Below are 20,734 nucleotides of genomic sequence, written 5' to 3'. Positions count from 1 at the left end.
GCTGCATTTTTAAGGAGGAGGGATGATATGAAGATTGCCATTTTCACAGATACATTTGATCCTGACATCAATGGTGTTGCCCAGACCCTTAAACGATTGACAAATTATTTTGCCGAGCAAAAAATCACCTTTAAAGTCTTTGCCCCAACTTCCAATGGGGAAGAATATATATCGGCCCATATTCACCGATTTACGAGCCTGCCGTTTTTCTTATATCCTGAATGTCGCTTGGCTGTACCAAATCTTCTCGAAATCAAGTCAATCGTTGAGGATTTTTCTCCGGATTTAATCCATGTTGCCACTCCTTTTTCCATCGGACTTTGCGGTGTTTATCTTGCAAAAAAATGTAACATTCCTCTTGTCGGTTCCTATCACACCAATTTCGACCGTTACTTACAGTACTATGGAATGCCCTATCTTTCAAAAATTGTTTGGAAATATATGCATTGGTTCCATCGACCTTTTGAAAAAATATTTGTTCCCTCCATTGATACGTACCAGCAGCTAAAACAGCACGGATTTACCAATTTAGAGATTTTTCCTAGAGGCGTAGACTGTAAGCTTTTCCACCCTGATTATGATACTGTGGCCGTCAAAAGTCTCTACCGTTCTCAAGGAAAGCACCTGCTGACTTACGTTGGCAGGCTAGCGCCAGAAAAAGATCCGGAAACGCTTCTAGCTGTGGCAAAATCTATGCCCGCAGAATTAAATGAAAAAATACAGTGGTTGATCATTGGGGATGGTCCACTACGTGAAAAACTCGAAGCTCAAGCACCAACTAACGTCATTTTTACAGGCTACCTAAATGGAAAAAGTTTAGCTCAAGCCTATTCCGCATCCGACCTATTTGTTTTTCCTTCTTCGACTGAAACATTCGGAAATGTTGTTCTTGAGGCACTTGCCAGTGGCATTCCTGTGATTGGCGCGAATTCGGGCGGTGTAAAAAATATTATTAAATCTGGTGAAAACGGAATTTTATGCACCCCGGGGAATGTAGAAGAATTTACAAAAGCGATTATTCATCTTATTAATAATAGTTCCATTAGAAAGCAAATGGGGATGGCCGGGAGAAACTATGCGCTAACACAAAGTTGGAACCGTATTTTTGAAAATCTAATTTGGCAGTACACAGAGGTTATCGAAGAACAGAACGAACGAAAATATGCCTAAGCAGCTAATAAAAAGTTTAATTTTTAGGAGATACTAGTAGGACTGATTGTCAGTAGAACCAGGAGATTGAGGGCGGATCGATGGAGAGAAACTTTGCGATTGATTTTGTTAAATTTTTTGCGATTGCGGCGGTTGTGGTCATTCATACTTTCCCAAGTGACGATAAGCTTGGGTTCTTTCTTCTTGATAACTTTTCCAGGTTTGCCGTCCCCTTTTTCTTTGCTGCTTCAGGGTTCTTGTTTGGTCTCAAAGTCATCCATCATACCAAATCAATAGAATATTTTAAAAGGTATGTAACAAAACTGCTGAAAATTTATGTCAGTTGGCTTTTGTTTTATATCCTTTATGATGTGATGCGGATTTCTTTGAGCAGCGGAGACGTGAAACACGAGTTAGCCAAGTTCATTGATGGATTGACAGCTCTCAATCTGTTTTATTATGGACACGGTACAAGCGGATACCAATTGTGGTTTGTTATTTCCCTAGCATGGAGTACGGCTGCTGTATACCTCTTTTTTAAGCTAAAAAAAATATCGTTGCTCTTGTTCCTTAGCCTTTGTTTAAATATAGCAGGTCTATTTGGACAATCCTATTCTCTTTTCTTTGAAATTACATTGTCCACCCGGGATGCCCTGTTTATTGGTTTATTTTATACAACCATGGGATTCTCATTTGCCAGTGCATTGCCTTTCATTCAATCTATTAGGTGGGAAAAACGGACGTACTTTCTGCTGCTCGGTTTCTTCTTTGTGCTTCAGGCTATGGAGGGATATTGGCTGGAAAAGCAATTGTCTGCGAAACATGGTGAATACTTTTTATCGACCATATTCCTAACTGTGATGTTATTTTTATTCATCATCCATTACCCGCGCCTTGGAAAGGGCCAGCCGATTACCAAAATAGGTGGCAACGCTTTGGGGATCTATGCCATCCATGTTCTATTGATTGATATTGTGGACATTTTGTTCAACTCACTCGGATTGGCGCACCTCTCTCATAACCTTTTGTGGAACATATTGGACGCCTTACTTGTCTTTACTTTATCCTATATGACGTACCGCGTTTTACAATATCTAAAGTCCCGTCAGCCTTTTTTGAGGTAAAAGCAATTTTATATAAGTGTTCCGCTTGCCCTGTTCAATGAAGTGTTTCAATCGGAATAATACGTCACCCTCGACTCCAGCCCCGCCCAATCATATGGGCAGGGCCTTGTATATTTATTTGAGCATAGTTGTCTTTAAAAACTCCTGTGTTCGCTCCTCTTTCGGATGGTTGAAAAATTGCTCCGGGGTGCCGCGCTCAACAATTTTTCCATCGTGCATATAGACAATCCAATCCGCCACTTCTTTGGCAAAGCCCATTTCATGGGTAACGACAACCATAGTCATTCCCTCTTCAGCCAGCTCTTTCATGGTTGTTAATACCTCGCCCACAAGCTCGGGGTCAAGTGCCGAGGTTGGCTCATCAAAAAGCATGATGTCCGGTTCCATCGCGAGTGCTCTGGCAATCGCCACCCGTTGTTTTTGTCCGCCTGATAGTTTACTAGGATAGACATTTGACTTATCCTCCAAGCCTACTTTATTCAGTAATTGTTTTGCTTTGATGATGGCTTTCTCTTTGGCAGCGCCCTTTACCATGATGGGTGCTTCAATGATATTTTCGAGAACGGTTTTGTGCGGGAATAAATTGAAATGTTGAAACACCATTCCTACCTTTTCCCTAATCTTATTAAGGTTATCAGTAGCAGGGTCGATTTCATTTCCTTCAATAATAATGTTTCCGTTATCCATTTTTTCTAAAAAGTTCAAACAGCGAAGGAGGGTACTTTTCCCCGAGCCGCTCGCTCCTACTAAACAAACGACATCACTTTCATATACTGTCATATTAATATTTTTTAAAACATGCAAGTCTCCAAATGACTTATTTAGATGATTGATTTTAATCATTTCTTTTGTTTCCAATGTCCTCGCCTCCTATCTATCACTTACTGCAAGCTTCTGTTCAAATCGATTCACTACAAATGTCAGCAGCGCCACCAGCAATAAATAGTAAACTGCTACAATTAGTAAATAAGTCATTTCATCAAAATTATTGGACCCTAATGTTGTCGCCACATTGAACAACTCATTCATGGAGATAAACGCAGCTAACGAAGAATCTTTTAAACCGATGATAAATTGGTTGCCTAATGGCGGCAGCGCCCGGCGGAATGCCTGCGGAAGTATGATCCTCCTTAATGTCAGCGCTTTTGTCATCCCTAATGAGCGGCCTGCCTCCATCTGCCCCTTGTCGACTGCCTGAATCGTTCCACGAAAGATTTCGGCAATATAGGCTCCATTATGTAAGGCCAGGGCAAGTGAAGCGGCCCAGAAATCCGGGAGGAGGAAAATCCCGCTAATTCCGAAGTAGAGGATAAATATTTGCACAATCAGCGGTGTTCCGCGGACTAAGTAGATATATGTATCGGAAAAGAATTCCAAAATTTTTATTTTAGAGATTTTTAATAAGGCAAAGAAAAGTCCGATGACGATCCCGATTAGGATGGAAACAGCCGTCAGCTCTAAAGTTAAAATCATCGCTTTTATGAATACACCTTTTGTTTCCGTTAATGTTTGAAAAAAATGTGAAAAACTCGGCAATGTACCTACTTCCTTTCTGTACATGGTGGTGATTTATTCAGGTTTTTTGGTAATGTCCTCACCAAAATATTTGATGCTGATCCGGGCTAGTGTCCCATTTTCCCGAAGCTGTTCTAGCGCTTGGTTTACACGCTTCAAAAGTTTGGGGTTATCCTGGGGAAGCACAATCGCTTGTTCACTGCGATTAATTAACTGCTGCCCGTTAATCTCAAATCCTTCCTTTGCCGCATTTTTCCCGGTGACAAAGTCTGTGATGACCGCATCATGCCGTCCGCTGCTTAACGCTTTTAAAGCCGTAATATCACTGTCATATGTTTTAATTTTGTCTGTATAGTTGGAAGCGGTATCGGCATAGGTAGAACCCTTTGCTACAGCAACTTCTTTCCCCGCTAAATCTTTGACCGTCTTAATTGGACTGTCGGGTCTGGTGAAGATTTGCGGACCGGAATAATAGTAGGGAGTACTGAAGGACACATGCTTGCTCCGCTGCGGATTAATCGTGTGGCTGGCAACGGCTGCATCCGCACGTCCGGTTTTGACCCCTTCAACAATCCCTTTAAATTTGATCCGTTTCTGAACCGGCTTAAGGCCCAGTTCTTTGGCAATGGCTTCGCCAACCTCAATATCGAAGCCTGCCATAGTGAGATCATTGTTCATATAACTAAATGGTTTGAACTCACCAGAGGCAGCAAACACAAATTGATGTTTATTTATCAGTTTAGATCCGTCGGCCAGCTGCTCCTTCTCGGCACAAGCTGCTAAAAAGCAGACCAAGATCAAACTGAAAAATAGTTTTACCTTTTTGTTCACCCACATGCTGGCTATCATTCCCTTTCCCTCTTATATGTTTTGGCAATATCCCTAGCGCTAAGTATCTTGCTTACGATGTAAATACCCGATTCACTCCCCGCTCAAACCAATCTATCATTCCCTGTACAAAAATAGGGAAGCATCTTTAAATGTTTCATTCATTTAAAAACGGGTAGTTTTAATAATGAAGGAGTGAGGGTATTGAGCAAAAAAATTGCGGTTTTAGTAACAGATTATTTTGAGGATTCGGAGTACACGGAACCTGTGAAATCCTTTAAGGAAAAAGGGCATGAGGTAACCACAATTGAAAAGGAAATAGGGAAAACAGTGAAGGGAAAGCAAGAAAATAGCGAGGTCGTCATCGATAAAAGTATTGATGAGGTTTCCCCGGAGAACTTTGATGCACTCTTTATACCGGGCGGGTTTTCTCCAGATATTCTTCGTGCAGATGAACGTTTTGTTCAATTTACCAAAGCATTCATGGATGCAAAAAAACCGGTATTCGCTATTTGTCATGGCCCTCAGCTGCTGATAACAGCAGAAACACTCGAAGGACGCGATGTAACCGGATATACGTCGATTCAGGTTGATTTAAAGAATGCCGGTGGAAATGTACAAGACAAAGAAGTGGTTGTCTGCGAGAATCAGCTGGTCACAAGTAGAAACCCAGATGACATTCCGGCATTTGTTCGGGAATCTCTGAGAATATTAGGATAGCGATCGGGCAGAGGGGGTTCCCCTTCTGCCTTTTTTCAGTGGCTCCTTCCTTCTTCCTCCTAAAGTAAAATTTTTGTAAATATAGTAAAAACAACCTATTCACAGTGTAGTATAAGAGGTATAATTTACCTGTTTATATTACTTTTGAACTAGGGGGATATTTTTTATGACTTGGTTTACCAAGTGGGCGTTACGAAATAAAGCGGCATTGACGTTTGCTGTACTGGCCTCGATGATTTTTGGAATTTTTAGTTACACCACGATTCCCATGGAACTCATGCCATCTGCCGACCAACCGTACGTCACCATTTCGGTTGTGGGTCAAGGTGTCGATGCCGTAAGCATGGATGAACAAGTAACACAGCCAATTGAAAAAGCAATAAGCGGCGTCAAGGGAAAACAAAATGTCGTCGCACAAACAGGGAATAATTTTACCCAACTGACCGTCACCTTTGACTCCAGCATTGATGTAAAAGAAGCAAAACAGCAAATCCAAGAAAGAATTTCGATGGTCCAACTCCCCAATGGTGTCATGAAGCCATATGTAGTTAACCTCAACACATCCGAAATTCCCATTGTAGAATTAGGTCTTACTTTTGATAAAGAAATTGGCAATACTGAGCTAAACATTGTAGAAAACGAGATTATGCCGATGCTCAAGGATTTAAAGGGTATCGGTAATGTCATCACGAATGGCGGAAGAAATCAACAAGTAATGATTGAAGTCGACCCGGTCAAACTCACAGCAGCTGAATTCCCGCTTGAAAAGCTTTATACGCTGCTTCAAGGGAAAAATGCCACTGTTGCGATGGGCGATCAAACGCTAAACAATGAAGCCACAAGCATTATCGTCACAGGAAAAATGGAATCACTGGATGACCTTAAAAACATCCGGTTAAACGGGAACACCAAACTGCAGGATGTTGCCAAGATTACCTTGCAAAAAGATACCGAGAGTATCACCCATTTGGACGGCAAGCCTTTTATTGATGTCGTCATTCAAAAGGATTCCACTTCTAATGCGGTAACTCTCGGAAAACAGGTGGAGGACACCGTCAAAAAAATCAATAAAGACTATAAGGGAACCCTCCAAGCAACGTTTGTGATAAATTTGGCGGATACCATTCTTGATTCCATCAACTCGATGACAAGAGAAGTTTTGACTGGGGCATTATTTGCCACACTAATCATCTGGGTATTCCTGCGCAGCTTCCGTATGACCCTGATCACGATTGTCAGCATACCGCTGTCCCTTTGCATAACAATGATTCTGCTTTCTTTCTTTGGCGTCACATTAAACATTCTGACGCTCGGTGGAATCGCGGTATCAGTCGGACGGCTTGTCGATGACAGTATCGTGGTCGTAGAAAATATTTACCGAAGAAAGAAAAACAATGAATTAACCCCTGCCTTTTTGATTGATGCGGTTAAGGAAGTGGGCGCAGCCATCACCTCTTCCACGCTCACAACTGTGGCGGTATTCCTGCCGATGCTGATCGTCTCGGGAGGATTACGGGATATTGTTGCTCCGTTCGCGATTACCATTACATGCTCATTACTGGCTTCCCTGCTTGTGTCGCTTACCGTGGTACCAGCACTCAGCGCCCGGATGATGACAAAGGTTAAGGTAAAAGAGCACAAGAGCAAGTCTTTCTATCCATCACTGTTAAAATGGTCGCTTAACCACAAATGGCTTCCCATCACGATAGCCGTTCTGGTTGTGGTCGGGTCCATCGGATTATTTTTAAGCATGCCTAAAGGGTCTGTCGACCAAAAGGATTCCGCCTACATAGCCATCGGTCTTCGCTATGATAGTGGTACCCCTTTTAGCAAAATAAAAGACGATGTTTCAAAAATGGAAGGGATTCTTTCCGATAAAGAGGGGGTAAAAACCCATATCGCCATCGCAGGAATCAATGAGGAAGCGGCGCAGTACGGCAATCTGACAGATGCAAATACCGTACGCTTTATGGTCTTCCCTGAAGAAGGGACCGATTCAGCCAAGTTTGTCCAAGACATCCGCAAAACAAAAGACCAATTTCCGGACGCGGAGCTGACGGCTGACACCGCCGGATTACTCGGAGCCAATGCCACAACTGTTTCAGTTGATGTCCTTGGAAAAAATGATGCCGACATTAAAAAAGCCGCTGATTTTGTAAAGGAAAAGTTAGCAAGCATTGATGGTGTCGAAAAAGTAGAAAGCAACGATCAAAATACAAAGCCAACTCTAACCATTGAGGTGGATTCGAAGGCAGCCAATGCACAGGAAATCTCCCAGTCAATTTATGCCATGATAAAGCCCGCTGTGATTGGTGCCGTCAAAATAGAAGACCGCATTACGGCCGTAAAATTGGGAGCTCTGAAAGAAATCAAAACAGCAGACGATTTAAAAAATCTGCAGCTCATGACACCAACTGGTCCCGTTACTTTATCAAGCATCGCAAAGGTAGAAGAAAGTCAGGAGCAGGGAATCATTTTTACAAAAGATGGCCATCATTATCTCCAAGTCACGGCTCAAGTCAATCCAGATAAGATGGTGGACGTGGCCGGAAAAATTCAGCAACAGCTGCCAACTTGGAACAAAGATGATGCATTTGCCAAAAACACAAGCGCCGAGCTTACCGGTTCATCGATGCAATCATCCGATCAATTAATGGAACTTGCCAAACTGTCGATGTTCTCGATCGGTATCGTGTTTATGATTTTGCTTGTGACCTTAAAGTCGTTCCGGGCCAGCATCGCGATCCTGATTTCACTGCCGCTTGCGGCCATCGGTTCGCTATTAGGGCTGGTTGTTACCCAAACAAGCATCAATATTTCTTCCGGCATCGGCATGCTGATGCTCGTGGGAATCGTGGTCACGAATGCCATCGTGCTGGTGGACCGAATCCGTCACAACGAAGAAACCATGACAATCCGCGAAGCGATTTTGGAAGCAGGCACCGTCCGTCTTCGTCCGATTTTGATGACGGCCCTTGCTACAGTATTTGCAATGGTGCCACTGTTGTTTGCCCATGAATCGGCAATGAGCCTTAATCTTGTTTCAAAAGGTCTTGCCGTCGTCGTTATTTTCGGACTTCTAGTGTCTACGCTGTTGACACTGATTGTCATTCCGACCTTCTATGAATTATTCCATTTCCGGAAGGCGAAGAAACAGAGGCTGCAAGCCAGTCAGGTAACAGGTACTTTGGGTCAATAAAGAAAAAAGAGGATAAAACTTGAAGGAAGGACGTTTCTCATGGCTCCTAAGGAGCAAGGAGAAACGTCCTTCTGGCATTCTCACCACAAGTTTTATAGTATTAGAATTGGAACAAATCTACATTGGAGGGATATTAGTGGAATTAACTGTTTATTTAGCTGGGCAAATTCACGATAATTGGCGGGATGAAGTGGCAAAGATGGCAGAGGAAAAAAATCTTCCATTAATCTTTGTGGGTCCGCAGACAAACCACGACCGGTCCGATCAGATTGGTGAAGAAATTCTTGGAAAACAGCCCGGAAATTTATATAAGGACGATGCTGCTTCTGACATAAATAATTTTCGGACCCAGGTATTGATGCAGAAATCAGATATTGTCATTGCCTTATTTGGCGAGAAGTATAAACAGTGGAATACGGCCATGGATGCCAGCACAGCGATTGCGATGAACAAACCTACAATCATCATTAGACCCCAGTCGTTAATTCATCCCTTAAAGGAACTGTCGAATAAAGCAAACGTAACCGTAGAAACCGTCGAGCAGGCATTGGAAGTCATTAGTTACATCTTTGAATAGGGTAATCAAGGAACATGAAAAAAGGGAAGCAAGGGACGGGTTCTCTGCTTCCCTTTAGTACCAGGAAACAAAACCGTCCCAGGCATCCCTGTAGGACTTATTTTTTTGGTTTCGGTATTTTTTCGTTGATATAGAGTTTTCCGTCGGTGGTTTTGCGTGATTCGTTGCCATAGGAATCGATTACTTTTACCTCGATGACGGCTCCTGCGGCTTTCATGTCTTTCGTAGCGGTGTAATAGCCGACATAATTACCCGGTGACACTTCCATCATCGGCAGCTCGGTGGCGTTAGAAGCCTGAAGCTGACTGGCCGCATTTAATTGTGTTAACGGCATTTGAATCGTGAAGGAAGCGTTTAAGCCAGGCTCGCTCGTGAATTCAATTTTTACAGTTTCGCCTTTCTTAAGTTCCTTATCTTCCTCTGGCTTTAGGTTTTGGATTTGTGGCGCCGTGTAATCTACATCGACACTCACCGATTTTTCAGTCATGTTCCCCGCTTTATCCTTGGCCACGACAGAGATCTGATTAACGCCTTGATCCAGCATGATGCGGGCGGAATACTTGCCATCCTCGACCTTCGCTGTTGTTCCGTTCACGAACACGAAACTCAAATGTTCGTCTGCGACTGTGCCGCTTACGGTCACGGTTTCGGTATTCAGCTTGCTGCCGTCAGCAGGCGCGCCAATCGTCAATTCCGGCGCTACCGCATCATAGATGATGGTCACCGGTGCCGAAGCATCCGTCATTCCTTGCTCAGTGGAAGCCTTGGCTGTCAATTGGTTTTCACCAGCGGCCAGCTTGACATCGACCGCGTATGTGCCATTATCCTGGGCATCCGCGACAGCCACTTCTGTGCCTTTGTTAAAAATATGAACCTTCGTCGTTGGTGCGACTTCACCTGTTACCGTAACCGTTTCACTATTAGTGAACGTTCCGTCAACCGGTGCGGTAATCGTTGGTGCAGTTACTTCGTAATCAACAACGGCACGGATCATGTAGTTTCCTTCGGCTTCAGGAGACGGTGCCCAGCCGCCGCTGACCAACTGCCAGCTGCGCTTGGCATTTTTACCATTCTCGTCTGTCGCCAAACCAGGAGACTTCGTATTGATATCAGCTTGGATATAAACCAAATAGAAATCGCCTTCAACGAGAATACCATGAGAGCTTAAATCCACGTGTGTCCACTGGCCATTGCGAAGCGCGGTTGCATCAAATGGGCCAGCCAGCTTCTTGCCTGGTGCGCCGTCAGGACCGGATGCATCGTAAACGGCGACCTTAAAGGCGGTGCCACCAGGAACCGGCCATTCGGATGTCCAGAAGCGGAATAATCCGCCAGTTACCAATGCCTTTTTGTGTCCTTCTGCCAATGACATTTTCACGGCCCAGCCATTGCCGGCATCATAAAACGCGCGGGCATTTTCTGCCGTACCATCGTCATAGCCGATTTCACCGCGGAAACCGATGAACGGCTTCAGTGCAATGTTTTGCTCAATGTTTCCTTTTAGGTTGATCGTTGTATCCTGGCTATAATAATGCGGAGCAACGATCTTCAGCGTGTAATGGCCTTCATAGGCTGTAATCGAAAAATGCCCGTTTTCATCTGTAATCACAGGGGCAATTTTTGCATCTTCTACCAGATACACTGTTGCGCCAGCAACAGGAAGTCCGGTTGCTTGATTAGTAATGGTTCCAGAGACTGTTCCCTTTGCCAATTCCTGAAGCGTAAAGTTGGCAGTCGCGGTACTGTCATTGTCAATCGTGACCGATGTAGTCTGTGACGCAAACCCATAGGCCTCGGCCTTAACGGTGTAGGTTCCGGCCGCATGGGTCATCTCGTAGCCACCATTTGCAGGGTTGGTCGTCACGGAACGACCCGACTCTATGACGGTTACTTGTGCCTGCATCGGCAGTGCCATTGGTGCGGCGGCCATGTCGGATGCAGCGGACTTGTCAGCTTCCGGTTTCACGACGGTAATCTTATCAGGATTGACTTGCTCTTTTTTCACGGAATCTGCTGCGTCAGCCGTGTCTTCTTTTTCCACAGCTGCAGGTGCAGGAAGCGGTGTATCAGTCAGCTTGACGTCATCGAGATACCACCCTGCCTTCACCACACTGCCATCGGTGGTGAGATTGAACGCGATGTAGATTCGCTGGCCTGCATATTCGCTAAGGTTGACTTCGCCGTCAATCCAGCCATTCGACAAATTGTTGACGCGCAGTTTTTGTACCCAATTGATGCCATCTGTCGAGACAAACACATGGCCGTAGTCATAGTTGCGCTCCAGATCATACCATTGCTTGAATTGCAGATAGCTGTTTCCTTCCGGCAAGTCAATCGGAGGCATTTGCAGGTTCGCATTGGCACGGCTGTCGTAGTTGCCGGCTAGATTGGTCGCATAGACTTTTTCACCGGAAAAAGCAGCCCGCGGTCCGCTAGTTGGAACGCCCCACTGCCAGGAATTCATCGCCCCATAGGAAGTCCAGCCATCCGGATTGCTTTCAAAATCGGCGACATAGCCGACGGTGATTCCCGGTACCACCGTAACGGTGTGCTCGCTTACAGCCTCGTTCCCGCCAAAGTCGACGGCCTTCCATTTGTAGACGAGGTTGCCCACGGCAATATCGGCCCCAGGAATAGTCGCGCGGTAGGTCGCATTTTTATAATCGCCGGCAACTCGATCAACGGCAACAGTTGCCCAAGTGCCATCTTGTTTTTGGTACTGGAATGAAACATCTGTTACACTAATATTGTCGGCAGCTGAAGCTTCTAACGTTAGCGGCATTCCTGCGAAAACCGTGGCAGGTTGGGAATGCGTTAACACCGGTGCTTCACTGTCGTCCCCTTCTTTTGTCACCTGTCCCTTCAATTTCCCTAAGCCGGAGACCACTGAAGAAACGGCATCATATACATTCAATAACCCTGACCCATAGCCGTTGTTTGGCGACGTTGGATACGTTCCGTCCGTTAACGGAATGGCTGTCGTTTTCAAAATTTGCTCCAAATCAGCGACGGTCAAGCTGGCATTGGCCTGCTTCAGCAACGCAACCGCTGCCGATACGTGCGGACCTGCCATTGACGTGCCATTCCAGCCACCTTCATAGCCATTGCCCGGAACCGCTGAACGAATGTTCACGCCTGGTGCGGTCATTTCCGGTTTGATTTCCCCATAAGGAGACGGTCCAAGTAACGAGAAGCTTCCAAGCTTGTTGTTGATATCAGTTGCGCCTGTCGCGAACGATTCTGGATAATTGGCTGGATTGGCTACAGAGCCTGGTCCGCCTGGATTGCTCAGCGTCGTATTGCCTGCAGAGAATTCTGGGAAAATTTCTGCTGCTACCCAAGCCTGCACCATCGGACGGTACCACTCGTCCAGTCCTGGACCGCCGCCCCATGAATTGTTGATAACATCCGGCGCCTTGTCAGGGTCACCGCCAGGATTCATCATCCACTGGCCAGCTTCCAATAAATCGGCATCTGTTCCGCCTGCTGATGTGAATGCTTTAACAGCAATCCACTTTGCGCCTGGCGCAACGCCAATCACATTCTGCCCGCTTGGATCAGCCCCGACCATGGTTCCGACAGTATGAGTGCCGTGACCGACATCGTCATATGGAGTGGCTTGGCCTCTGACCGCGTCAAGCCAGCTGTACGTGTGATCCGCTTGGCCGGTTGCAGAGTTGTAGCCGCGGTATTTATCTTTTAATGCCGGATGGTCCCATTGAACACCAGTATCAATCGAACCGATGACGGTGCCGCTGCCGTCAATCCCCATTTCCCACACTCTTGGAGCGCCAACCCGGTCAATATTCCATTCAATACCGGCGGTGGTGGATGCTGGTTCCTGAACGGCGGTGCCGGATGATTTTTCTGGAACGAACAATTGTCTTGTTTCGTTCGGCAGGATTTTTTCAACTTCCAAAAAGGATGCTGCTTTTTCCATGACTTCCTTTGTGGCTGTGACAGCAATACCATTGACCACGAAGAACGACTGGATATCCTTGGCGTTGCCAGCTTTAACCTGCTCTTCCAGGAAGGTGAGCAAGTCAGCCTGCGTTTCCGCCGCTGTCGCTTTCAACTCAGAAACAAGCGTGTTCCGTTTCAGCGATTTGGTTTTGGCCGGTGTAGCCTTGGCCTGTGCCGCTATTTTCTCGGTATCCCTGGCGACCTTGGCCGTATCCACCTGCTCTTTCATTTTGATGAGGAAAGTAACTTTGTCTGCTGCTTCAAATTGCTTTGTTAAGGATTTGCTCACTTTTTGCTCTGGTGTTGGTACTGCATCCTTTGCAGATGTGCTGGCCCCTTTCGTTGCGGCCGCCACATTCAAGTTCGGCTGAAACAGCATCGGCAGCATCAGGACCGCTGTTAAGAGAATCGAGAAAAGGCGTCTGTTTCTTCTTTTCATCCACTTACCTCCCTAAGTATTTTTCCTTTTTTCAATAACCCTCGCTGCCCTCCTTTCTTCGCACACTTTATGTTAATTCTTAGGTGCTATCTTAAAAATAAGCGTTGACAGCTCGTAATATTGTCGAAGGATGGTACAAAAAATGGTTCAAATTGGAAATTGATAATTTGGTTGTTATTGGGAAAATTAAAAATTGAGTCCAATTTCATATCATCCGGCGTTGTATAAATATAAAGACATGCGTTAAGGCCCATGCTTACACAATTGCCCCAAAACTCCCTAAAAAAATAATTCTTTTTACCTGGTTTAATAGATACAAAGACAAGATCAATACCTTTCAACTTCCATTATGAATAGTTTATTTTTCCCATTAAGGGGTGAAGTCAATAAAATAGCAAGGGACGGTTCAAACCGTCCCTTGCTTTAATTGAGCGTTATATTAAAAACATATGAAACTACTTTATCTGGGTAAACGAACTCTGATTAGCTCTGCAAAATATTCCGCGCCAATTTTTAAGATCTTATCATTAAAGTCATAGCTAGAGTTATGAAGCGGCACGTTGCCAACTCCATCAGAATCGTCACCATTTCCGATAAAGACAAAGCACCCAGGAATTTTCTGCAAAAACGCGCCAAAGTCTTCAGAAGCCGTCCACGGCTGACAATTTTCATCCACCTTATTCTCGCCAACTACATTTCGGGCTGCTTTTACTGCAATATCCACACACTCTGCCCAGTTAACTGTGGGTGCAAATTCATGGGTATACTCAAACTGGCATCCCACTCCATTTATTTGGCATATTCCCTCACTGATCGTTCGCATCCGTTCCTCTAGTAGCTTTTTGTATCTCTGGCGATTCCAGTCCCGCCAATATTTCTATGAACCTCTAATCCCAAATCTGTTAATACCTTAGCAACAAAGTCTGAAGTATTCTTTTCTTCAAAAGCGCTTTCCGGGTGGGCATGAAGATAGTGCCTCCACTCCATAAGTTGCTTTTCAAAATTTTTACTGTCCATATTAAATCCCCCTCTCCTGTTAACACTCTATACAGACGGATACGCCCCATCCCAAACTACTTTTCTGTAATGTTCCGGATCCGTGTCACCTTCTGTACTGATAATTAGAATTTTCGAATCTTGATTCAGGTTTAATGATTCTTTCATATTATTGAGCGATATTTTATCAACTGCTAAACTGACTAATCCAGGCCCAACTGCACCAGATTCGCCTGAAACAATATGAGGGTCACTGCCCAATGGGTTGGCAAGAATTCGCATTCCTCGGGCGGCCACATAATCCGAACAAGAAACAAAGAGTTCAGCATAATCTCTTAAAACACCCCACGAGGATGTACTAGGTTCCCCACATGCTAAACCTGCCATGATCGTATTCAAAGCGCCCGTTACTGAATGAGGCCGTCCATCACCTATATTCATAGATTTGTATAGACAATCAGCTTTATCTGGCTCGACGATCACGGTAATAGGGCGTTCATCTCCCCATTTTTCCACAAGATATCCGAGCATGCTGCCAGCAAAAGACCCAACTCCTGCCTGTAAAAACATATGCGTCGGGCGGTCCTGACCTGCTTCGGCAATCTGTTCCACTGCTTCGTCCAGGATCGTTCCATACCCCTGCATAATCCAGGTTGGAATCTTTTCATATCCATCCCATGCCGTATCCTGTACCAAGACCCAGCCATTTTCTTCCGCTTTCTGGCTTGCCAGCCTAACTGTATCATCATAGTTAAGATCGGTTATATAGGCCTCTGCTCCTTCTTTTCGTATATTGTTTAATCTTATTTCAGAAGACCCTTTTGGCATTAAAACGACTGATTTTTGTCCCAGCTGGTTGGCAGCCCAAGCAATGCCTCTTCCATGATTTCCATCTGTTGCTGTTACAAACGTAATATCTCCGAGTTTCTGTTTCACTTCATTACTTCGTAGTTTTTCAAAAGAAAGCTCCGAAATATCCACGTTTAATTTCTCTGCCAAGTATTGGCCGACAGCATAAGAACCCCCTAATACTTTAAAAGCATTAAGCCCAAATCGGTACGATTCATCCTTCACCCATATATGGCTAACACCAAATTGTTTAGACAACTGATCTAAGCTGTGAAGCGGCGTTACTTTATACTCTGGAAAGCTTTTATGAAAATTTCTTACCTTTTCCACTACTTCACGATTCATAAATGCTGCAGATGCTTTCTCAGCATCTGCTTTTCTAGCATTTTCATTTGCAAAATATTTGACCTGTGCTAAATCTCTCATTTTTATATCTCCCACATTTATTTTTTGCCCGCATCGCAATCAGCGGATGGTTGGTTAACCTCATATTTAAATGTAATTATATTTTTATAGTAATTGTATATTTGCTTAAAAAATACTATTATCGAATAGAAAAATATAAATCTATTGAGGTATTTGCCATGCAAATGAAAAACTTCATGATTGATGAAAGTTTAAAAGAGCTAACCAAGCACCATACGGTTGTTATGCCGATTGCCTGTTATGAAACAACCATCAATCAAAATATACATGGCTATATTCCACTTCATTGGCATGACGAAATCCAATTTGTGTTGGTCGTAAAAGGGGAAGCCACGATCCAGGTGAATGAAGATTCAATCGTAGTCCGAGAAGGCGAAGGACTGTTTATTAATAGCGGATGTCTGCACATGGCACAGGAAAAAGATCAATCGGGTTGTGTTTATATTTGTTTAAATATTTCTCCACATTTTGTTTTACCACAAGAACTCTATACTTCCTATGTAAAGCCTTATATTCAAGCTACAAATTTACCATACCTATTTTTAGATCCAAATAAGAATTGGGGCAAAAACATTTTAAATGCCATTTTCGAAATGAATCATTGTATTGGGCAGAAATCCCCGTACTTTGAAACGGATATTACGATGCAGCTACTATCCATTTGGAAAAACTTAATCGTTAATGGTTTTCAACTGGAATATGTTCAGACAGAAATGGTCAAGAGCCAAAGAATGAAACAAATGTTAAGCTGGATTCATCAGCATTATGCAGAAAAAATACTGTTAGAGGATATTGCAAGGGCGGGCCAACTGAGCCATTCTGAATGCTGCCGATACTTCAAGCGATTTTTAAAATGCACACCCATCAATTATGTGATGGATTATCGGATTCAAAAGAGCTTATATCTTCTTCAGCAAAATGATTCCAACGTTACTGAAGTTGCATATCAAGTCGGTTTTAATAGTACAAGCTATTTTATTAGGAAATTCAGGGATTCCATGAACATGACTCCATTGGCTTACAAAAAATATAAAACACACACCGATTAAATTTCATGTCCGAACAAAATCCGACAATGTTCGATTATGATTTTTAGTACAATGGTAGTATAAATTATTACTTTTTTAAAATCGGTAACTTTTACCAAAGACCATAAGTCTTAGTATATAGGATAGTAAAGCCGGAGAATGAGTTCTAGGGGGAATCTTGATGGAAAGTACCGTAACGATTGAAGAAATAGGCAAACGAAGGGGTAACTCAACTAAAGGGCTTGCAAACTGGAAGTTTATCGTGTCTGGTATCATCCTGATCATTGCCCTCACCATCGCGGGGATCAGTTATTACCAGGCAACCCACTTTAATTCACAAATCAAAATTAACGGGATAAAAGTAGGTGGGCTAACGGCTGATGATGGACTCAAAAAATTACAATCAACCGTTATATCAAACGTTGTCTATGTAGGAGAGCAACAGATTTTAGATGGAAAAGATACAAAGATGAACTTTACTGAACAAGATTTGCCAAGTATCAAGAAATTTCTAAAGGATCAGTGGACGTTTTTTCCTACCTCAAAGGAAAAGAATTTCTCCTTAATGCCCAATGAGGATCCATTTCGAAGCGAGACATTGAAAAAACAGGTAGAAGAAAAGCTGTTATCGATGAATGAGGGTTTACAAGTGCCAACAGATGCAACGGTTCATTTGGAACAAGGGCAAATTGTGGTCACGAACAGCATTGACGGAAAGCAGTATGACGTCGCCAGTCTTTTAAAGGATTACGACCAGCAAGAATATATTGGTGAAATCCATCTTAATCCTGCATATATACAGCCCATTAAGGAAGACAGCGAGTTTATAAAAAACCAACAGAAAAAGCTGGAGGAATTTCTTGCGCAGACCGTTGAATATAAGGTTCAAGATAAAGTCTATTCATTAAACGCCAGAGAATTAATTAAAAATGCGTCTATTTCAAAAGACTTGCAGATTAAGATTGATGATGCTGGTGATATCAAAAATAAGATTGCTGAAATTAATAATTCACAATCGACATTAAATAAAGATTTCAGCTTCAAGACCTCTTCCGGTTCGGTGATATCAGTTCCAGGTAAAGGCTATGGCTGGGCCATTAATATTGACAAAGAATTCCCGCTCATCCAGGCAGCTTTTGAAAATGGGGAGAAATCAGTTACCGCAACCAATATTTACGGCAAAGGCTGGAAGGGTGAAGGCTACGGATATGAAACAATCGCGAACAATGGCATTGGCGATACGTATGCCGAAGTTTCCATTGCCCAGCAACGGATTTGGATTTACAAAAATGGACAATTAGTCCTTACAACGAATGTCGTAACCGGGAAACACAGCACCGGTCATGATACCCACAAGGGAGTATGGTATGTACTCTATAAAAAGACACCTTCCGTCCTGACGGGCAGAGAAAACGGAAAAATCACGTATCAGACTCCTGTTCAATATTGGGTCCCGTTTACAAATGACGGACAGGGGTTCCACGATGCCAACTGGAGGTCAGAATTTGGCGGGAACATTTATCTTAACAATGGTTCACATGGCTGTGTCAACACACCGCCAAGCGTGATGAAAACCGTGTTTAATAATCTTAGCGCCAATGATCCGGTTGTAGTTTATTAATTCGAGGGACGGTTATACCGTCCCTTGAGGCTGTCGAAAAACCTTTCGGCAGCCTATTTTATTTACTTAACTAGCTCTCATTCAATCATTTCTATCCTAAAAACTGAATAACCAATTGATTCACGTCATGGGATTGTTCGGCTGGCAAACAATGTGAACTGTTGGGGATCACATGTACCGCCATTTTCGGCGACCCTTCAGCACGCTTTATCGCCTGGTCGATAGACGAATATATCACTTCATCCTCACCAATCAGCACTAGTGTGTCAGGCCGCAATTGTTTCAGCTCTGCCTCTTTAAAAACAGTCGGAGCCACCTTTAATTGAATTCTTCCAAATCGATATCCGGCCAAGAATTGATCATACAATATTGGGTCTGGCGTATTTTGTTTGGCAAACATCCAATTATACAATTTCCTAATCCCATAGCAATTTCTTACTAGAGTTGCAGGTAATAATTTGAACAGGAATTTCCAATTCAGACCGTTTAAACTCATGACCGGCGCCAATAAAACTAGTTTCTTGACTCTTTCAGAATGTAAAGTATATTGTAACGCGATCCACCCTCCCATAGAATGGCCGATTAAATACATATCGTCCACTTTTAAGGCATCGAGTACCTCATTCAACCAGGAATTCAATTCCAAGGATGTCGTGATTGGACGCTGACATTCACTCTTTCCAAAATCTCCGATCGTATCAATGGCATAGACTCGGTACTTTTGTGACCAAACGGGAGCATTGGCAAACCACATGGTCGAACTTACGGTCATCCCGTGAATCAGCACAACCGGCTGGGCATCCCTTGGGCCGCAGGCGATCACATGCGTTTTCCCAAATGTTGTATCGATATAAAACGTCTCGATGTCCATATTCCATTGCTTTAGCGATTCGTCATATCGCTTGTAATAAAGTTCCTTCTTGATCGAATCTGGAAAGGTCAAATTTTTCATGTTACACCTCACGGGGATATTTTGATTATTCTCTATTTCATACCAACCACGAAAGAAGGCTGTTCCAGAGGTTCGGTCGTTTAGCTCGCCTTATCGACCGGGCGACTGAATTTTTCACCACTTCGGTCGTTTAGAGCCCTTCTTATCGACCGGGCGATTTGTTTTTTCACCGCTTCGGTCGTTTAGAGCTCTTCTTATCGACCGGGCGACTGGTTTTTTCACCGCTTCGGTCGTTTAGAGCCCTTCTTATCGACCGAGATAAAGCTTTTTTCTTGAGTTCGGTCGTTATTAATTTCCGTAACAGGCGAGACAATCGTTCTTACAGGTTTGTCTCAAAACAACTACTCTATGAAAATAGCTTTTTGAAAAATTACTTGCTGTTCACCCTTCGCATGAAATGCAGCGCCCCCAACTCATCTGAGAATCCCCACTTTTGATAGAATGGCAGCATTTCAGGGCGGCAATAAAGTTCAAAATGCTTAACCCCTTGGAGCCTAGGATGGTGGATGATCGCATCCAACAGCTGCCTGCCAAGCATTTGTCCACGGTATCGCTCACTGACCACCACATCAAAAATGAAAGCTTTATAGACAAAATCACTCAGCACCCTAGCAAACCCGATCAACTCTTCCGTGTCGGGAGCGATTAAACCGACAATGATATCGGAATGTTCCACCATGGCCTCCACCTCTTTCAGTTCGCGGCCTTTTGTCCACCATTCCATTTGAAATAACCGAACTAAATCGTTTAGTTGACTGCTTGTCAGTTTTTCAACTTGTTTATATACCATACCGAACACTCCCTCCAATTACGCTGTTCTTTTTCCAATCCAATGGGCCAGTAATACAATCGGCAGTATCAGTAATACAAATGGCAGACAAATGATGATGGTATGCCATGTAATGAGGTCATTTTGTAAAAGTTCATGTAACATCAACGCGCTATAAGGCAAGACAAACAAGACGGAAGTAATGACTCCGGGCGTAACAGACCGAAACAAGATCGACTGGCCCACATGAGTGAATACATGGATAAAAAAGACCAATTGCAGGACGGTAAACATATAAATGTTTCCAAGAAAAGCACCACCATTCACATATTGGCTGGCCATAAAGGTTGACAGGCTGACAAACAGAAAGATCACCAATACAGCCGCAGCAAATTGCGCTGTTGATAATGAAAATTGCCGAATCACCCTACCTGCCAATTTTGGCGGTAATTTTTCGTAAATCGTGGCCCTGTTCCGCACCAGCCATTTTTCCATCATAATGATTTCTTCAAAATCATGAAAAACAAAGACGACAGGAAACAGCCAAATCAACGTGTGTAAATCCATAAAGATCCCTCC

General features: G+C 43.7%; 17 protein-coding genes. 7 read left to right on the top strand and 10 right to left on the bottom strand.

From position 1 onward, the window contains the following. Positions 1–27: 27 nt before the first annotated feature. Together AR334_RS24765 and AR334_RS24760 are read left to right on the top strand one after the other, a co-directional pair. On the top strand, positions 28–1,170 hold the full coding sequence (locus AR334_RS24765) for a glycosyltransferase family 1 protein (RefSeq protein ID WP_066320255.1): 1,143 nt from the start codon (positions 28–30) through the stop codon (positions 1,168–1,170). Between the two features lie 80 nt (positions 1,171–1,250). Beyond that, positions 1,251–2,273, top strand: a complete 1,023-nt coding sequence (locus AR334_RS24760) for an acyltransferase (protein WP_066320253.1) — start codon at positions 1,251–1,253, stop codon at positions 2,271–2,273. A 114-nt stretch (positions 2,274–2,387) separates the two neighbouring features. Here AR334_RS24760 and AR334_RS24755 read toward each other — a convergent pair whose 3' ends face one another. From AR334_RS24755 to AR334_RS24745, 3 genes are read right to left on the bottom strand one after another with little or no spacing between them, the layout of a single operon-like run. Beyond that, positions 2,388–3,116: an amino acid ABC transporter ATP-binding protein gene (locus AR334_RS24755; RefSeq protein WP_172799301.1), complete on the bottom strand. Its 729-nt coding sequence runs from the start codon at positions 3,114–3,116 to the stop codon at positions 2,388–2,390. A 27-nt stretch (positions 3,117–3,143) separates the two neighbouring features. Then, a complete protein-coding gene (locus tag AR334_RS24750; protein WP_066320243.1) occupies positions 3,144–3,809 on the bottom strand; it encodes an amino acid ABC transporter permease in 666 nt (221 codons plus the stop codon). 33 nt (positions 3,810–3,842) lie between these two features. Next, positions 3,843–4,625 (bottom strand): transporter substrate-binding domain-containing protein, encoded by a 783-nt coding sequence (locus tag AR334_RS24745; RefSeq protein ID WP_066320356.1) that lies wholly within the window; start codon positions 4,623–4,625, stop codon positions 3,843–3,845. 195 nt (positions 4,626–4,820) lie between these two features. Between AR334_RS24745 and AR334_RS24740 the strand changes: the two genes are divergently transcribed. The 3 genes from AR334_RS24740 (at position 4,821) to AR334_RS24730 (ending at position 9,112) form a co-directional block, all read left to right on the top strand. Further along, entirely contained in the window at positions 4,821–5,336 is a 516-nt protein-coding gene (locus AR334_RS24740; RefSeq protein WP_066320241.1) for a type 1 glutamine amidotransferase domain-containing protein, read from the top strand. 166 nt (positions 5,337–5,502) lie between these two features. Beyond that, on the top strand, positions 5,503–8,535 hold the full coding sequence (locus AR334_RS24735) for an efflux RND transporter permease subunit (protein WP_066320237.1): 3,033 nt from the start codon (positions 5,503–5,505) through the stop codon (positions 8,533–8,535). 136 nt (positions 8,536–8,671) lie between these two features. Continuing rightward, entirely contained in the window at positions 8,672–9,112 is a 441-nt protein-coding gene (locus AR334_RS24730; RefSeq protein WP_066320234.1) for a YtoQ family protein, read from the top strand. 97 nt (positions 9,113–9,209) lie between these two features. Here AR334_RS24730 and AR334_RS24725 read toward each other — a convergent pair whose 3' ends face one another. From AR334_RS24725 to dpaL, 4 genes are all read right to left on the bottom strand, one after another. After that, on the bottom strand, positions 9,210–13,514 hold the full coding sequence (locus AR334_RS24725; protein WP_066320226.1) for a S8 family peptidase: 4,305 nt from the start codon (positions 13,512–13,514) through the stop codon (positions 9,210–9,212). A 460-nt stretch (positions 13,515–13,974) separates the two neighbouring features. Further along, positions 13,975–14,337, bottom strand: a complete 363-nt coding sequence (locus AR334_RS24720) for a M20/M25/M40 family metallo-hydrolase (RefSeq protein ID WP_082693102.1) — start codon at positions 14,335–14,337, stop codon at positions 13,975–13,977. 8 nt (positions 14,338–14,345) lie between these two features. Then, the gene (locus AR334_RS30180; protein ID WP_082693101.1) at positions 14,346–14,531 is read right to left on the bottom strand and encodes a hypothetical protein; all 186 of its coding nucleotides are present in this window, start codon (positions 14,529–14,531) and stop codon (positions 14,346–14,348) included. Between the two features lie 27 nt (positions 14,532–14,558). Then, positions 14,559–15,785, bottom strand: coding sequence for a diaminopropionate ammonia-lyase (gene dpaL / locus AR334_RS24715; protein ID WP_066320224.1), 1,227 nt, complete (start codon positions 15,783–15,785; stop codon positions 14,559–14,561). A 158-nt stretch (positions 15,786–15,943) separates the two neighbouring features. On the opposite strand from dpaL, the gene AR334_RS24710 reads away from it, so the two are divergent. Beyond that, positions 15,944–16,834 (top strand): AraC family transcriptional regulator, encoded by an 891-nt coding sequence (locus tag AR334_RS24710; RefSeq protein WP_066320222.1) that lies wholly within the window; start codon positions 15,944–15,946, stop codon positions 16,832–16,834. A 160-nt stretch (positions 16,835–16,994) separates the two neighbouring features. Beyond that, on the top strand, positions 16,995–18,434 hold the full coding sequence (locus tag AR334_RS24705) for a L,D-transpeptidase family protein (protein WP_066320220.1): 1,440 nt from the start codon (positions 16,995–16,997) through the stop codon (positions 18,432–18,434). Positions 18,435–18,525: 91 nt separating this feature from the next. Here AR334_RS24705 and AR334_RS24700 read toward each other — a convergent pair whose 3' ends face one another. From AR334_RS24700 to AR334_RS24690, 3 genes are all read right to left on the bottom strand, one after another. Beyond that, positions 18,526–19,386, bottom strand: coding sequence for an alpha/beta fold hydrolase (locus AR334_RS24700; RefSeq protein WP_066320209.1), 861 nt, complete (start codon positions 19,384–19,386; stop codon positions 18,526–18,528). A 370-nt stretch (positions 19,387–19,756) separates the two neighbouring features. Next, positions 19,757–20,176: a GNAT family N-acetyltransferase gene (locus AR334_RS24695; RefSeq protein ID WP_066320207.1), complete on the bottom strand. Its 420-nt coding sequence runs from the start codon at positions 20,174–20,176 to the stop codon at positions 19,757–19,759. 18 nt (positions 20,177–20,194) lie between these two features. Then, complete coding sequence (locus tag AR334_RS24690) at positions 20,195–20,722, bottom strand: HXXEE domain-containing protein (RefSeq protein ID WP_066320206.1); 528 nt, start codon at positions 20,720–20,722, stop codon at positions 20,195–20,197. Positions 20,723–20,734 lie beyond the last annotated feature (12 nt).

Origin of the sequence: Bacillus sp. FJAT-29814 (assembly GCF_001510715.1) — a bacterium.
Classification (GTDB): domain Bacteria; phylum Bacillota; class Bacilli; order Bacillales; family Cytobacillaceae; genus Neobacillus.
Note: the sequence above shows the minus strand (reverse complement) of the source record. Positions and strands in the feature narration are given on the sequence as shown.

Excerpts from the sequence above, each read along its gene's own strand:
- AR334_RS30180 (WP_082693101.1), bottom strand. The coding sequence starts at position 14,531 with ATGGACAGTAAAAATTTTGAAAAGCAACTTATGGAGTGGAGGCACTAT.
- AR334_RS24705 (WP_066320220.1), top strand. The coding sequence starts at position 16,995 with ATGGAAAGTACCGTAACGATTGAAGAAATAGGCAAACGAAGGGGTAAC.
- AR334_RS24765 (WP_066320255.1), top strand. The coding sequence starts at position 28 with ATGAAGATTGCCATTTTCACAGATACATTTGATCCTGACATCAATGGT.
- AR334_RS24760 (WP_066320253.1), top strand. The coding sequence starts at position 1,251 with ATGGAGAGAAACTTTGCGATTGATTTTGTTAAATTTTTTGCGATTGCG.
- AR334_RS24695 (WP_066320207.1), bottom strand. The coding sequence starts at position 20,176 with ATGGTATATAAACAAGTTGAAAAACTGACAAGCAGTCAACTAAACGAT.
- AR334_RS24745 (WP_066320356.1), bottom strand. The coding sequence starts at position 4,625 with ATGTGGGTGAACAAAAAGGTAAAACTATTTTTCAGTTTGATCTTGGTC.
- AR334_RS24690 (WP_066320206.1), bottom strand. The coding sequence starts at position 20,722 with ATGGATTTACACACGTTGATTTGGCTGTTTCCTGTCGTCTTTGTTTTT.
- AR334_RS24725 (WP_066320226.1), bottom strand. The coding sequence starts at position 13,514 with ATGAAAAGAAGAAACAGACGCCTTTTCTCGATTCTCTTAACAGCGGTC.
- AR334_RS24710 (WP_066320222.1), top strand. The coding sequence starts at position 15,944 with ATGCAAATGAAAAACTTCATGATTGATGAAAGTTTAAAAGAGCTAACC.
- AR334_RS24720 (WP_082693102.1), bottom strand. The coding sequence starts at position 14,337 with ATGCGAACGATCAGTGAGGGAATATGCCAAATAAATGGAGTGGGATGC.
- AR334_RS24735 (WP_066320237.1), top strand. The coding sequence starts at position 5,503 with ATGACTTGGTTTACCAAGTGGGCGTTACGAAATAAAGCGGCATTGACG.
- dpaL (WP_066320224.1), bottom strand. The coding sequence starts at position 15,785 with ATGAGAGATTTAGCACAGGTCAAATATTTTGCAAATGAAAATGCTAGA.
- AR334_RS24755 (WP_172799301.1), bottom strand. The coding sequence starts at position 3,116 with ATGATTAAAATCAATCATCTAAATAAGTCATTTGGAGACTTGCATGTT.
- AR334_RS24700 (WP_066320209.1), bottom strand. The coding sequence starts at position 19,386 with ATGAAAAATTTGACCTTTCCAGATTCGATCAAGAAGGAACTTTATTAC.